Raw genomic sequence first — 14384 nt, 5'->3', positions numbered from 1 at the left:
GGATCCTCTGATAATGGGGGTATCATCTCCAGGGAACTCATATTTATCAAGCAGTTCCTGGAGCTCCATCTCAACCAACTCAATAAGCTCTTCGTCGTCCACCATGTCGCATTTATTGAGAAATACAACAATGCTGGGCACACCCACCTGACGGGCAAGCAGAATGTGCTCACGTGTCTGGGGCATGGGGCCGTCATCGGCACTTACCACCAGAATTGCACCGTCCATCTGGGCAGCACCGGTGATCATATTTTTAATATAGTCGGCATGGCCGGGGCAGTCAACGTGGGCGTAATGACGGTTTGCCGTCTCGTACTCCACATGGGCCGTTGCAATGGTAATACCCCGTTCACGTTCCTCGGGAGCCTTATCAATCTCATCAAAGGGAATATAAGTACCATGACCGGCAAGGGCTGCGTGCTTGGTGATTGCAGCTGTAAGCGTGGTCTTGCCATGGTCAATGTGCCCGATGGTCCCAATGTTGACATGCGGCTTGGTCCGCTCGAATTTTTCCTTAGCCATTTTAAATTTTCCTCCCTGAAATCTTAACAGGACGTTTTAAATTTTCTTTAAAAACTACCATCTAAAATGGGCAAAAGCTTTGTTTGCCTCGGCCATTTTATGGGTATCTTCTTTCTTTTTCATGGCACCGCCACGCTCATTGAATGCGTCCATCAACTCAGCTGCGAGCTTGTTGGCCATTCCTTTTTCAGACCGCTTGCGACTGAAGGTCAGTAACCAGCGAAAGGCCAGAGCTGTCTGCCTTGAAGGCTTTATTTCCGTGGGCACCTGATAGGTTGACCCTCCCACCCGACGGGATTTCACTTCCACGGATGGCCGGACATTGTTGATCGCCTTTTCAAATACGTCCAACGGTGTTTCCCCGGATCTTTTTTCAATGAGATCCATCGCATCATTGAACACCCGCACAGCGACGCTTCGCTTACCATCTTTCATCACACAGTTGACAAACTTGGAAACAAGGGTTTTTTCGCCCTTAGCCCCCATGGTCAAGTGTCCTGAAACTATTTTTTTTCTTGCCATACATCCACCAATTTCTTAAACTGATTCAATTGATCCCGGACAAATTTCAACCCAGCCAAAAAACTTATTTGGGTCGTTTTGCACCATACTTTGACCTGCCCTGCCTTCTGTCTTCAACCCCGAGCGTATCCAGTGTACCCCTCACTATGTGATAACGTACACCGGGAAGATCCTTGACCCTCCCGCCCCTGACAAGAACAACAGAGTGCTCCTGCAGGTTATGCCCCATGCCGGGAATATAAGCGGCGACTTCCATGCCGGTTGTCAACCGGACCCTTGCAACTTTTCTTAATGCAGAGTTCGGTTTTTTGGGCGTAGACGTATACACCCTGGTGCAGACACCTCGTTTCTGGGGCCCGCCCTTCAAAGCCGGGGTTCCCTGCTTCTTTTCCGCCTTTGCCCGTCCCTTTCTTACCAGTTGATTAATGGTTGGCATACCTTTATAAAACTCCTTATCGAATGATTTCGAACAATCTTATGTGACAAAATGTTGAATTATTATATAAAACACCCAAACTTGTCAAGCTTTTTTATCCTATGGTCCTGTTTGAACCCATGGAAATTAATTTTCCACGGTTTCAATCTCCAGCCCCTTGTAGGCGGCAAATCCGGTTCCAGCGGGAATCAAACGCCCCATGATGACATTTTCTTTCAGCCCGTTCAGGCTATCATATCTTCCCTGAATACTGGCCTCTGTGAGCACCTTGGTGGTTTCCTGGAAGGAGGCGGCTGAAATAAAACTGTCTGTGGCCAATGAGGCCTTTGTAATTCCCAGAATCAACGGCTCTCCCCTGGCTGGCTCACCCCCTTTCATGACGATGTCCCGATTGGTTTCGGCAAACCGGTCACGATCCACCTGCTCATCGGGAATAAAGCTGGTATCCCCAACCTCCAGCACCTTCACTCGGCGCATCATCTGGCTGATGATCACCTCTATGTGCTTATCATTGATGCGAACCCCCTGAAGTCGGTAAACTTCCTGAACCTCATCCACCAGGTACCGGGCCAGTGCCACTTCACCCTTGATATTGAGAATATCCTGGGGATTGGCAGATCCGCCGATGAGGGGCTCTCCCGCCTTTACATAATCACCGTCATAGACATTCACATGACGTCCTTTGGGAATCAGATATTCTTTTTTATCCCCGACATCGGTGGGGGTAATGGTTACCTTTTGCTTGCCCTTGGTGCCCTTGGAGACCGAAACATAGCCATCAATTTCCGTCAGCACACTGGGCTCTTTGGGCTTTCGAACCTCAAACAGCTCGGCCACCCGGGGCAGACCACCGGTGATATCCTTGGTTTTGGTGGTGGCACGGGGAAGCTTGGCAATGACATCACCTGCCATGACCTCATCGTCATCGTCCTTCATCAAAATGGCATGCACCGGCAGAAAATACATGGCATTGGCGGAGGCTCCGGGAAGTTTAATGCCCTTACCATCTTTATCTTTAATGGTAATTCTGGGACGAACATCCGAAGATTTTCCCTCAATGATGGTACGGGAAACTTTACCGGTTACCGGGTCAATCTGCTCTTGAACGGTGTTTCCCACCTCAATGTCTGCGTACCGGGCACGCCCGCTGACTTCCGTGATAATGGGAGTGGTAAAGGGGTCCCACGAGGCAAGAACATCGCCCACTTCCACTTCCTGTCCATTCCTCACATGCAAGGTGGCGCCATAAATAACATCTTCCTTGGCCCGTTCACGCCCCTCGGGACCAGTAATGGAAAAACCGCCCCCTTTTCTGTTCATGACGATCTGCTCCTGGCTTGCCGTGGTAACGATCTGGATATTTTCATTGAGCTTGACAATACCGGCCACCCGGGCCTTGATCTCAGCCACTTCCACCTTTCGACTGGCGGTACCACCGATGTGAAAAGTTCTCATGGTCAGCTGGGTTCCCGGCTCTCCGATGGACTGGGCAGCCATTATCCCTATGGCCTGGCCGATCTCAACGGTTTTACCATGGGCAAGATCCCGGCCATAACATTTGGCACACACCCCGTACCTGGATTTACAGGTAAGAACAGATCGGATTTTAACACTGGTTACACCGGCAGACTCAATTTTTTCCACCAGCTTTTCGTCCAGCTCCATTCCCTTGTCTGCGAGCAGGGTGTTTTTGTATGGATCAATCACTGGGGCCTGAACCACACGCCCCAGAATTCTCTCACCAAGGGTCTGTATAACCTCTCCACCTTCAAGAAGGGATTCCACCTCCACACCCATCAGGGTGCCACAGTCATCTTCCATAACAGTGCAGTCCTGGGCCACATCGGCCAGACGACGGGTAAGATACCCTGAGTTTGCCGTTTTCAAAGCGGTATCTGCAAGACCCTTTCTGGCACCATGGGTGGAAATAAAATACTGAAGCACCGTCAACCCTTCACGGAAACACGCCGTGATGGGGGTTTCAATGATCTCACCGGAGGGTTTTGCCATGAGGCCACGCATGCCGGCCAGCTGACGCATTTGATCCTTACTTCCCCTGGCCCCGGAATCCGCCATCATGTAAACGGCGTTGAGAATGTCATCCGAAGCATCTGGGCCACCAGGGCTTTTCATTACGGCCATCATGGCATCGGCAATGTCATCAGTGCTCTTGGCCCAGATATCAACAACCTTATTATATTTTTCACCCTGGGTGATTAACCCCTCTGCATACTGCTGCTTGATTCCCTGTACCTGCTCTTCGGACTTGCGGATAATATCCCATTTACCATCGGGAATAATCATATCATCAATGCAGATGGAAAGACCTCCCAGAGTGGAATACCGGTAGCCGATATCCTTGAGACGGTCGGCCAAAATAACGGTCTCTTTCAGGCCGATATTCCGGTAGGCATAATCCACAAGCCCCCGCACAGCACCCTTGTCCATGAGCCGATTCAAAAGTTCAAAGGGAATGGTCACTTTGCGCTCATCCACCCTGAAGATATTAAAGCGCCCGCCATACTCCACCAGATCCGAATACTGTCCTTCCAAAAGGCCATACAGCTGAGTTAAGACAATTTCCGTGACCTGAAAATAATTCTGAAATTCCTTGCTGGTAAGAATCCCGGTCTGGGTCTTGACCACCGGGTCTTCCCCCTGCCCGGCCTCTTCAAGCACAGCCTTGTAATCCTGGCCTTTTTTCAACTGCGCCAGCACGGCCTCAGCTTTTTCCCTGCTGGAAAACCCAAGACAATCCATGGACAAAAGGGTGTCGCCGGGAATGATTTCCCACAAAAGAATTCGGCCGGTGGTGGTTTCATGGATCACTCCGTCAATGCGGACCTTGATCTTTGCATGCAGATCCAGGGCCTTTGAATCAAAGGCGGAACGTACTTCACCAATACTTGAAAATAAAATACCCTCCCCCTTTTTGCCGGATGCTTCACGGGTCATGTAGTAAATCCCCAGAACAATATCCTGGGTGGGAACAATCACCGGCTGACCATTGGCGGGGGAAAGAATATTATTACTTGCCAGCATCAATACCCGGGCTTCAAGACGGGCCTCCAAGGAAAGGGGAACATGCACCGCCATCTGGTCACCGTCAAAGTCGGCATTAAAGGCGGGACACACCAGGGGATGCAGCTGAATGGCCTTTCCTTCAATCAGGATGGGCTCAAAGGCCTGGATTCCCAGACGATGCAGGGTGGGCGCCCGGTTGAGCATCACCGGATATTCCCGGACCACATGGTCCAGCGCATCCCACACGGCAATTTCTTCGCGTTCCACCATCTTCTTGGCACTCTTTACGGTGGACACAAGCCCCTTTTTCTCAAGGTAGTTGTAAATAAAGGGCTTGAAAAGTTCAAGGGCCATCTTCTTTGGCAGGCCACACTGATGAAGCCGCAAATCAGGACCCACAGTAATAACGGTACGTCCAGAATAATCCACGCGCTTTCCCAGAAGATTCTGGCGAAAGCGGCCCTGCTTTCCCTTGAGAGTGTCACTTAAAGACTTCAGGGGTCTTTTGTTAGTACCGGTGACCACCCTGCCGTGACGTCCATTGTCAAAAAGAACATCCACGGACTCCTGGAGCATGCGTTTCTCGTTGCGCACAATGATATCCGGGGCATTGAGATCCATCAGGCGTTTTAGGCGGTTATTCCGGTTAATCACCCGTCGGTACAGATCATTGAGGTCCGAGGTGGCAAACCGGCCTCCCTCCAGGGGAACCAGAGGTCTTAAATCCGGTGGAAGCACGGGAATGGCTGTCATGATCATGCGGGTGGGACTAAGTCCGGAATTAAGGAAAGCATCCACCACCTTGAGCCGTTTGGACATTTTCTGCCGTTTGGCTACGGATTTAGTGGTGGTAATTTCCTCCCTAAGCTCATCATACACGGCCTTCAGATCAATTTCTTCCAGCAGCTTAAGGATGGCTTCGGCTCCGATCCCCACTTCAAATTCTCCGGGGCCAAACACTTCCATGGCCTCATGGTATTTCTCATCGGACAACAGCTGGTACTTGGAAAGATCAGTTTCTCCGGGATCAATGACCACGTAGGAATCAAAATAAAGGACTTTTTCAAGATTTTTAAGGGTCAGATCCAGCACATTACCGATCTTGCTGGGCAGACTCTTTAAAAACCAGATGTGGGACACCGGACAGGCGAGCTCAATGTGTGCCATACGTTCCCGGCGAACCTTGGATTGAATCACCTCCACGCCGCACTTTTCACACACCACACCCCGGTGCTTCATGCGTTTGTACTTACCGCAATTACACTCATAATCCTTGGTGGGACCAAACACCTTGGCACAGAAAAGACCATCTCGTTCGGGTTTAAACGTCCGATAATTGATGGTTTCAGGTTTTTTTATCTCTCCATGGGACCACTCTCTGACCTGATCAGAAGAAGCAAGGCCGATCTGGACACCTTTATAAATCTTGGGATCTTTTGGCTTGGCAAAGAAATCGTATATGGTTTCCAATATCTTCTCCTTAATTCTTTCCTTCAATAAGATTTATATCCAGCCCCAGACTCTGAAGCTCTTTGGTCAGCACCCTGAAGGATTCCGGCATTCCGGGCTCAAGTACGTTCTGGCCCTTTACAATCTTTTCATACATACGGGTTCGTCCGGTCATGTCATCGGACTTGACGGTGATAAATTCCTGGAGGGCATGTGCCGCTCCATAGGCTTCCATGGCCCACACTTCCATCTCACCCAGTCTCTGTCCACCAAACTGGGCCTTTCCACCCAGGGGTTGCTGGGTAACCAGGGAATAGGGACCAATGGAACGAGCATGGAGTTTGTCATCCACCAGATGATGGAGTTTGAGCATATACATAATACCAACGGTGATGGGCTTGTCAAAGGCCTCACCGGTTCTTCCGTCATAAAGGACGGATTGCCCGGATGGACTCAGGCCGGCATAGGAAATAAGGGATTTAATTTCCTCCTCCGAGGCCCCGTCAAAAACCGGAGTTGCCATATGCACACCGTTTTTATAGTAATTTGAAAATGCGATTAGGTGATCGTCATCCATTTCATCAACGGCCTTCACAAAGGCTTTTTCATCTTCATGGACCAGTTCGGGCATGGTTTCATCCAGGGTATAATGGCGTGCAAAGTCAAAATCCTTTATATCCTCCACATCGGTGATTTTCTTCTTCAGGGGCGGGGTGGTAAAAATCCGTTTCAGGCGTTTTTTTAACTCATCATGCTTTTTTTCTTCCATGAGATCTTCAATCTGACGACCCAGTCCCCTTGCTGCACACCCCAGATGAATTTCAAGAATCTGCCCAACGTTCATTCGGGAGGGAACTCCCAGGGGATTGAGTACCATGTCCACGGTGCGGCCATCTTCAAAATAGGGAAGATCCTCAATGGGGAGAATTCGGGAGACAACACCCTTATTTCCATGACGTCCCGCCATCTTATCCCCCACGGAGAGCACCCGCTTCATGGCCACATTGACCTTAATAAGCTTTAACACACCCGGGGGAAGATCATCACCCTTTTCAAAACGGTTGACCTGTCGGTTAAAATGATCTCTGGCATCCTGGATCTGTTTTTCCGCACGCTCCAGAATGGCATGAGCCGTCTCCGTGACATGGGGATCATCAACGGCCAGGGCCATAAGATCCGAAACGGAAAGACCTTCAAAAACACCTGTTTCCACCGCTGTGCCAGATGGAATCAACACTCGTTTTCCCCGTTTCAGATGGGTGGATGTAGTGTGCCCTGCCAAGGCGGATTCAAGTCTTTCCCATACAAACTCCGTAATAATACGGACTTCATCATCTCTGTTTTTTTCCAGATTGACTATTTCCAGATCTTCAATGCTCCGGGTACGATCATCCTTGGCCATGCCCCTTCTGGAAAACACCTTGGCATCAATGACAATGCCTTCAACTCCCGGAGGAACCCGAAGGGAGGTATCCTTTACGTCTCCGGCTTTTTCACCAAAAATGGCCCGGAGCAGCTTTTCTTCGGGGGACAGCTGGGTCTCTCCCTTGGGGGTAACCTTTCCCACCAGGATATCACCGGGCTTTACCTCAGCACCCAGACGAATAATACCACTTTCGTCCAGATCTTTAAGGGCGTCCTCCCCCACATTGGGGATATCTCTGGTAATCTCTTCCTTACCAAGCTTGGTATCCCTTGCCACCACCTCAAATTCTTCAATATGAACAGAGGTGTAAACACCGTCTTTCACCAGCCGCTCGCTGACCAGAATGGAATCCTCGTAGTTGTAACCGCCCCAAGGCATAAAGGCCACCACCACATTTTTCCCCAGTGCAAGCTCCCCAAGGTTCGTGGATGGCCCATCGGCGATAACCTGATTTTTCTTGATCTTCTCACCCTTGTGTACAATGGGTCGATGGTTGAAACAGGTATTCTGGTTGGAACGGACAAACTTGGAACAGGTGTATACGGAAACAAGGCTTGTGGCATCCTTATCATCGGCATCATTATTTTTGACCACAATGCGTTTGGCATCCACATCCACCACTTCACCGTCTTCATCGGCCACAATGGAAACCCCGGAATCCCTGGCAACAACACCTTCAATACCGGTGCCCACCAAGGGGGCCTCACTTCGAATCAGGGGAACCGCCTGGCGCTGCATGTTGGACCCCATGAGTGCCCTGTTGGCATCATCGTTTTCAAGAAACGGAATCAGAGAGGCTGAAACCGAAACCAGCTGGTTAGGAGAGACATCCATGAACTGGATTTCATCTCTATCAACCATTTCAAAGTTACCTTCCACCCGGCAGGTGACCTGATCCCTTAAAAAATTACCCTCATCGTCGAGGATGGCATTGGCCTGGGCAATGGGATGCTGTTTTTCTTCAAAGGCGGAAAGATGTCGGATCTGTCTGGTTACCTGGCCATTGCTGGCGGTACGGTAGGGGGTTTCAACAAACCCGAAGCGATTCACCCGGGCAAAGGTACAGAGGGAAACAATCAACCCGATGTTGGGTCCTTCCGGTGTTTCAATGGGGCAGATCCTGCCATAATGGGAGGGATGAACATCCCGGACTTCAAAACCGGCTCTCTCCCGGGTAAGTCCCCCCGGTCCCAGGGCGCTTAATCGACGCTTGTGGGTGGTTTCTGAAAGGGGATTGGTCTGATCCATGAACTGTGACAGCTGACTGGTACCAAAAAATTCTCTCACCACTGCGGATACGGGCTTAGGGTTCACCAGATCATGGGGCATCATGGCATCAACTTCCTGCATGCTCATGCGCTCTTTTATGGCCCGCTCCATACGCACAAGTCCGATGCGGTATTGATTTTCCAGGAGTTCCCCCACGGCCCTGACCCGACGGTTACCCAGGTGATCAATGTCATCCACGGCCCCCTGGGTATCCTTTAATTCTGCAAGGGTGGCCGCGGTGAGCAGGATATCTTCCTTTCTAAGGGTTTTAACCTGAATGTCCGTGTTTACCCCCAGACGATGGTTCATTTTTAGACGTCCCACATCGGAAAGATCATAATAGGCAGACTTGAAAAAAAGATGATCAATGAAGTCCTGGGCAACCTCGGGGGTTGCCGGATTTCCGGGGCGAAGCCGTCGGTATATCTCAATTAAGGCTTCGGATCGGGAGGTCACCTTGTCAACAAAGAGGGTTTTGCGCATGGAATCGGAACTATAGGAATCCACATAAAGGATACGAAAGGTATCACGTCCCTGCTCAATAATTTTGTCAAGGATTTCCTTGTCAATGAGATCACCTGCCCGGACAATGACTTCATCGGTCATAGGGTCCACAAGGGTTTCGGCAAACCCCTTACCAAACAGTTCTTCCTCGGCAATGGGAATATAGTCTAGACCTGAGGCTTGTAGCTGCTTTAATCCACGCTGGGTAAAAAGACGACCTTTTTTCACCACCACTTCATCTGTTCCTGGCAAGAGCACATCAAAGCTTGCCCGCTGGCGTTTCAAGTGCTTGGGAATAAACTCTTTAAAGAAAATTCCGTCCTTAAGGATAATCTTTTCCTTTTCATAGAAAAAACTCAGAATATCTTCATTGGTGTATCCAAATGCCTTAAAAAGGATGGTCACCGGAAATTTCCGTCGGCGGTCAATGCGTATGTTGACAATGTCCTTGGGATCAATCTCCATGTCAATCCAGGAGCCCCGCACGGGAATAATCCGTGCCGTATAAACGATCTTACCCGAGGAATGATTCTTGCCTTTATCATGATCGAAGAAAACGCCGGATGATCTGTGAAGCTGACTGACAACAGCGCGCTCTGTACCATTGATGATGAAGGTTCCCCGTCGGGTCATCAATGGAATGGTTCCAAAATATATTTCCTGTTCTTTGATGTCCCGGATGGTTGTAACACCGGCTTCTTTATCAACATCATAGACAGCAAGCCTGACCCGGATATTCACCGGGATTTCGTATGTCATCCCCCTACTGGTACACTCCTGTATGGAATGTTTTATTTCACCAAAGGAATAGGATACGTACTCAAGGGAGGAGGTGCCGGTGAAATCCTTGATGGGGAAAACCGATTTAAACACCGAATGTATTCCTGTATCCTCCCTGTTCTCGGGAAGGACATCCCTTTGTAGGAAACGTTCAAAGGAGGTGCGCTGCATTCCGATAAGATCCGGAATATCAACCACCCTACTCTTACTTCCAAACTCTTTTCTGATGCGCTTGTGTGCCAGAAGGCTCCCGGTCATGGTATCTCCAAATAATGGTTTATTATAACCGTGAAAGCGGAGACAGAGTCCATAAGACCTTGCCTCCGCATCGTGTGAGTGCAAATTACAAATTTTTTCAAGTACTTAAAGTATACTCATATTATTTAAGCGTTACCTGTGCGCCAGCTGCTTCAAGCTGTTCTTTGACTTTTTCAGCTTCTTCCTTGGCAATGCCCTCTTTTACCGGTTTGGGAGCACCGTCAACCAATGCTTTGGCTTCTTTCAGACCCAGACCGGTGATGGCACGAACCTCTTTGATGACGCCGATTTTCTTGTCACCAGCGGTTTCAAGAATAACATCAAATTCAGTCTGCTCTACAGCAGCTGCAGCTTCTCCGCCGGCCGGAGCAGCCATGGCCATGGCCACGGGAGCGGCAGCAGAAACACCAAATTTTTCCTCGAGCTCTTTCACCAGATCGGAAAGCTCAAGAACGCTCATGTTTGCAATAAATTCTATGACATCTTCTTTGGTTACATCACCCATTGTTTTATCTCCTTAAACGCGCAGTGCGTATTTTCATCGTAGGTATATATTTTAAATAATTTTTTATGCAGCTTCTTTCTGATCTTTGATGGCCGTCACAACATTTAACAAGGACACAGGCACCGCATTGAGTACCCGGACCATGGACGTGGGCACGGCATTCATGACGGACAGCACCTGGGCAAGAAGGACTTCCCTTGAAGGCATTGTAGCAAGGGCCTTGATATCATCAATGGAAAGCGCCTTTCCATTCATGGCTCCCGTCTTGATCTCAAGCTTCTGGTTATCCTTGGCAAATTTAACCAGAATCCTTGCCGGGGCAACCGGATCATCTTTACAGGTTACAACTGCATTGGGACCCTTGAAAGCGGCATCAATCACAGAGGCATCAGTCCCCTGGGCGGCCATGGAAAGCAGTGTATTTTTCACCACTTCCAGGTTGGCACCCTCCTTGCGAAGTTCAGCCCTCAATGCGGTCATAGCCTCAACATCCAACCCCTTGTAATCCACAATCAAAGCGATCTTGGACTCGGACAGCCTGGTATTCAGGCCTGAAACCAGCTCTTTTTTTTCAGATAAGTTCAATATTCAAACACCTCCTTCCCAAACATTAATTTTTTCAGAGGTGCCGACTGCGCCAAAACATAACGCTGTCTCGGCAGGCCGGCATCGCCGATTAAACACAAAACATTTATTGTGCACCTACTGTCTTTGACAGACAAACAGTATTTTAATTATATTGTTCTCGATCCACTTTCTCTGGTCATTTTTTTCAACTCAATACAATGAATTAAAAATTCAGGCATTTTCTTTCAATCGTCTCTTATTAAAAGAAACTAACGTAAAGGCTTACAAAAAATGAACAAACTGCAGATATCAGTGATCAACCTTTATTTAATGAACCAGCATCCTTAAGATATGTCAAAACCCAACCTGCATTCCCCCGTAAAATAGCTGGGGGGGGGTGAAATAATGTCATCGTCAATCAAGACAGCCAAGCAGAATCAGTATTCAAATGAGAGAAGGGATGTTGGAACATTATTTTACTTGATCAGAACGGGATCGATTTTGATACCAGGACCCATGGTGGTTGAAACAGTGATTCCCTGGACATAGGTACCTTTACTTGCGGCAGGCTTCAGGGCAACAACCTTTAACACAAAGGCTTTGACATTCTCCACCAGCTTTTCAACCCCAAAAGAGGCTTTTCCCACAGGGGCGTGTATAATACCTGCTTTTTCAACCCGAAAATCAATTTTACCGGCCTTAAGCTCTTCAATGGCCCGGGCCACCTCAAAGGTAACCGTACCGGTTTTGGCATTGGGCATAAGACCTCTTGGCCCGAGAACTCGACCCAGCTTTCCCACGGTTCCCATCATATCGGGGGTGGCAATGGCGCGATCAAAACCGAACCAACCACCTTTAATTTTTTCCACGATTTCATCGTTGGCAATGAAATCAGCACCTGCATCCAGAGCCTCTTTTTCTTTTTCACCCTTGGCAAACACAAGCACCTTCACCTCTTTACCCAGACCATTGGGAAGGACAACCGTCCCCCGAACCATCTGGTCGGCATGTCTTGGATCAACACCCAGTTTTACTGCAACATCAACAGTCTCGTCAAATTTTGCAAAGGATGAAGAGAGTGAGATCTCTATGGCTTTATCAAAATCGTATCTTGCTTGCCTGTCGATCTTCTTCACAATTTCCGTATATTTCTTACCATGCTTAGGCATTTTATGTCACTCACTCCTTAATAACGGTTAAACAACCTCTATCCCCATGCTTCTGGCAGTTCCTGCAATAATATTGACAGCCGCATCGACATCATTGGCATTGAGATCTTCCATTTTTAAATTTGCAATCTCCACCAGCTGATCCCGGGTGACCTTTCCCACTTTGTTTCGATTGGGCTCACCGGAACCCTTGGCAATATTTGCGGCCTTTCTGAGCAACATGGAGGCTGGCGGTGTTTTTGTGATAAAGGAAAAAGTTCTATCCTGAAATACAGTAATAACCACCGGAATAATTGAGCCGGCGTCATTTGCGGTCCGGGCGTTAAAAGCCTTACAGAAATCCATTATATTTACGCCATGCTGACCCAGAGCTGGTCCAATTGGCGGAGACGGATTGGCCTTACCGGCTGCAACCTGAAGTTTAATCTGCGCCATCACTTTTTTTGCCATTTTCTTTTACTCCTGACACATGCTTTAATGTTTCTAATTTTATATTTTCGTCACCTGAACGAAATCAAGCTCCACAGGTGTTGCCCTGCCAAAAATACTGACCAGAACCTTCACCTTGCCCTTTTCCGGGTTAACCTCTTCCACCGTTCCATTAAAATTCACAAATGGACCGTCGGCCACCCTGACATCATCACCAATTTCGAAAAAATATTTGGGCTGGGGCTTGGATTTCCCAAGTTCCATACGCTCAACAATATCGGCAGCTTCTTTTTCACTGATGGGTGCAGGCCTGTTCTTGCCCCCCAGAAATCCGGTCACCTTGGCTGTGGACGTTACAATATGCCACGTCTCATCATTGAGCTCCATGTTCACCAGAATATATCCTGGATAAAATTTCCGGGAAGATTCTTTCTTTTTGCCATTAACAAGCTCGACAACGTGCTCTGTGGGAACCAGAACGTCTCCGAATTTGTCTGAGCATCTCGCGTTCTTTATCCGATCTTCCAAAGCCAGTTTTACTTTTTGTTCATAGCCTGAATAAACATGAACCACATACCATTTGAGAGACAATTTCAACTCCCTATTTTATGCCAGAACGATCTGAACAAGCTTTGACAAACTGATATCCACCAAACCAAGAAAGGCGCCAAGAATAAATACCAGGACAATAACCACAAGCGTTGAGCCGGCAGTCTGCTTCCGGGACGGCCAAGTGACTTTTTTAAGTTCCACCCGGACTTCCCTCAAAAACTGCACGCCCTTTTGAATAAAATTGGGCTCGGAAGGAATAGTCACAGCAGCAGCACGGGCATCCCCACGTCGCTGGGTCGGCTTGGCGGGCGAAGTTACCGGCTGGGCTGAGCTTTCACCGCCGGACACCTCTTGAGGGGTCTCACGTTTTCGGACTTTGTCCGATGTTATTTTTTTCTTCTGCAACCGTGCCATAACACTCCTGTTGAATACACCTGCCCTTAAAAAGCATTGTATTGTTTATCAGAAATTCACAAAGAAAAGCCATTGTCCACAAATAAAAATGGCAGGTCAGGAGGGAGTCGAACCCCCAGCATCCGGATTTGGAGTCCGGCGCTCTACCAATTAGAGCTACTGACCTGCATCAACAAACAAAACTGATTGGTTAAAATATTTTTGAATCTACTATTGCATCAGCCCATGGCCTACTTGGTCTCTTTATGCAGAACGTGCTTCTTGCAGAATCGGCAATATTTTTCAAACTCAAGTTTATCCGGTGTTGTTCGTTTGTTTTTTGTCGTTGTATAATTTTTTCGCTTGCACTCTGTGCATGAAAGCGTGATATTTACTCTTGCCACAAGAAACTCCCTTGGATTCTATTCGATCAGATTCTATTCGATAATTTCGCCGATAACACCGGCACCAACCGTGCGTCCACCTTCCCTGATGGCAAACCGAAGCTCTTTTTCCATGGCAATGGGGGCAATGAGTTCCGCTGAAATACTTGCGTTATCTCCGGGCATGATCATCTCA

13 protein-coding genes and 1 tRNA gene are annotated in these 14384 nt (G+C 48.5%); all 14 read right to left on the bottom strand.

Translation table 11 applies throughout. The features are described from left to right. A partial coding sequence (locus ACYQ2M_RS23555; RefSeq protein ID WP_459918846.1) for a GTP-binding protein occupies positions 1–522 on the bottom strand: 522 nt, incomplete at its 3' end. A gap of 54 nt (positions 523–576) precedes the next feature. Further along, complete coding sequence (rpsG, locus tag ACYQ2M_RS23550) at positions 577–1044, bottom strand: 30S ribosomal protein S7 (RefSeq protein WP_459918845.1); 468 nt, start codon at positions 1042–1044, stop codon at positions 577–579. A gap of 64 nt (positions 1045–1108) precedes the next feature. After that, positions 1109–1480: a 30S ribosomal protein S12 gene (gene rpsL / locus ACYQ2M_RS23545; RefSeq protein WP_459918844.1), complete on the bottom strand. Its 372-nt coding sequence runs from the start codon at positions 1478–1480 to the stop codon at positions 1109–1111. Positions 1481–1606: 126 nt separating this feature from the next. Next, entirely contained in the window at positions 1607–5974 is a 4368-nt protein-coding gene (gene rpoC / locus ACYQ2M_RS23540; protein WP_459918843.1) for a DNA-directed RNA polymerase subunit beta', read from the bottom strand. 10 nt (positions 5975–5984) lie between these two features. Further along, entirely contained in the window at positions 5985–10190 is a 4206-nt protein-coding gene (gene rpoB, locus ACYQ2M_RS23535; RefSeq protein ID WP_459918842.1) for a DNA-directed RNA polymerase subunit beta, read from the bottom strand. 121 nt (positions 10191–10311) lie between these two features. Continuing rightward, positions 10312–10695: a 50S ribosomal protein L7/L12 gene (rplL, locus tag ACYQ2M_RS23530; RefSeq protein ID WP_459918841.1), complete on the bottom strand. Its 384-nt coding sequence runs from the start codon at positions 10693–10695 to the stop codon at positions 10312–10314. A 63-nt stretch (positions 10696–10758) separates the two neighbouring features. Then, complete coding sequence (rplJ, locus tag ACYQ2M_RS23525) at positions 10759–11280, bottom strand: 50S ribosomal protein L10 (RefSeq protein ID WP_459918840.1); 522 nt, start codon at positions 11278–11280, stop codon at positions 10759–10761. A gap of 458 nt (positions 11281–11738) precedes the next feature. Next, complete coding sequence (rplA, locus tag ACYQ2M_RS23520; protein ID WP_459918839.1) at positions 11739–12431, bottom strand: 50S ribosomal protein L1; 693 nt, start codon at positions 12429–12431, stop codon at positions 11739–11741. 27 nt (positions 12432–12458) lie between these two features. Continuing rightward, positions 12459–12881 (bottom strand): 50S ribosomal protein L11, encoded by a 423-nt coding sequence (rplK, locus tag ACYQ2M_RS23515; RefSeq protein ID WP_459918838.1) that lies wholly within the window; start codon positions 12879–12881, stop codon positions 12459–12461. Between the two features lie 39 nt (positions 12882–12920). After that, the gene (gene nusG, locus ACYQ2M_RS23510; protein ID WP_459918837.1) at positions 12921–13451 is read right to left on the bottom strand and encodes a transcription termination/antitermination protein NusG; all 531 of its coding nucleotides are present in this window, start codon (positions 13449–13451) and stop codon (positions 12921–12923) included. A gap of 15 nt (positions 13452–13466) precedes the next feature. Then, positions 13467–13826: a preprotein translocase subunit SecE gene (gene secE, locus ACYQ2M_RS23505; protein ID WP_459918836.1), complete on the bottom strand. Its 360-nt coding sequence runs from the start codon at positions 13824–13826 to the stop codon at positions 13467–13469. A gap of 89 nt (positions 13827–13915) precedes the next feature. After that, positions 13916–13992, bottom strand: a tRNA-Trp gene (locus tag ACYQ2M_RS23500). A 64-nt stretch (positions 13993–14056) separates the two neighbouring features. Next, positions 14057–14209 carry a 50S ribosomal protein L33 gene (gene rpmG, locus ACYQ2M_RS23495; RefSeq protein ID WP_084066405.1) on the bottom strand — a complete coding sequence of 51 codons (153 nt, stop codon included), beginning with the start codon at positions 14207–14209 and terminating at the stop codon, positions 14057–14059. Positions 14210–14242: 33 nt separating this feature from the next. Continuing rightward, on the bottom strand, positions 14243–14384 hold a 142-nt coding region (locus ACYQ2M_RS23490), incomplete at its 5' end, for an EF-Tu C-terminal domain-related protein (protein ID WP_459914431.1).

The organism is Desulfocicer niacini (assembly GCF_054657595.1).
This window is presented reverse-complemented; position numbering and strand designations above follow the sequence as displayed.

Bases quoted from the DNA above. Each gene is read 5' to 3' on its own strand.
- rpsG (WP_459918845.1), bottom strand. From the start codon at position 1,044: ATGGCAAGAAAAAAAATAGTTTCAGGACACTTGACCATGGGGGCTAAG.
- rpsL (WP_459918844.1), bottom strand. From the start codon at position 1,480: ATGCCAACCATTAATCAACTGGTAAGAAAGGGACGGGCAAAGGCGGAA.
- rpoB (WP_459918842.1), bottom strand. From the start codon at position 10,190: ATGACCGGGAGCCTTCTGGCACACAAGCGCATCAGAAAAGAGTTTGGA.
- rplL (WP_459918841.1), bottom strand. From the start codon at position 10,695: ATGGGTGATGTAACCAAAGAAGATGTCATAGAATTTATTGCAAACATG.
- rplA (WP_459918839.1), bottom strand. From the start codon at position 12,431: ATGCCTAAGCATGGTAAGAAATATACGGAAATTGTGAAGAAGATCGAC.
- rplK (WP_459918838.1), bottom strand. From the start codon at position 12,881: ATGGCAAAAAAAGTGATGGCGCAGATTAAACTTCAGGTTGCAGCCGGT.
- secE (WP_459918836.1), bottom strand. From the start codon at position 13,826: ATGGCACGGTTGCAGAAGAAAAAAATAACATCGGACAAAGTCCGAAAA.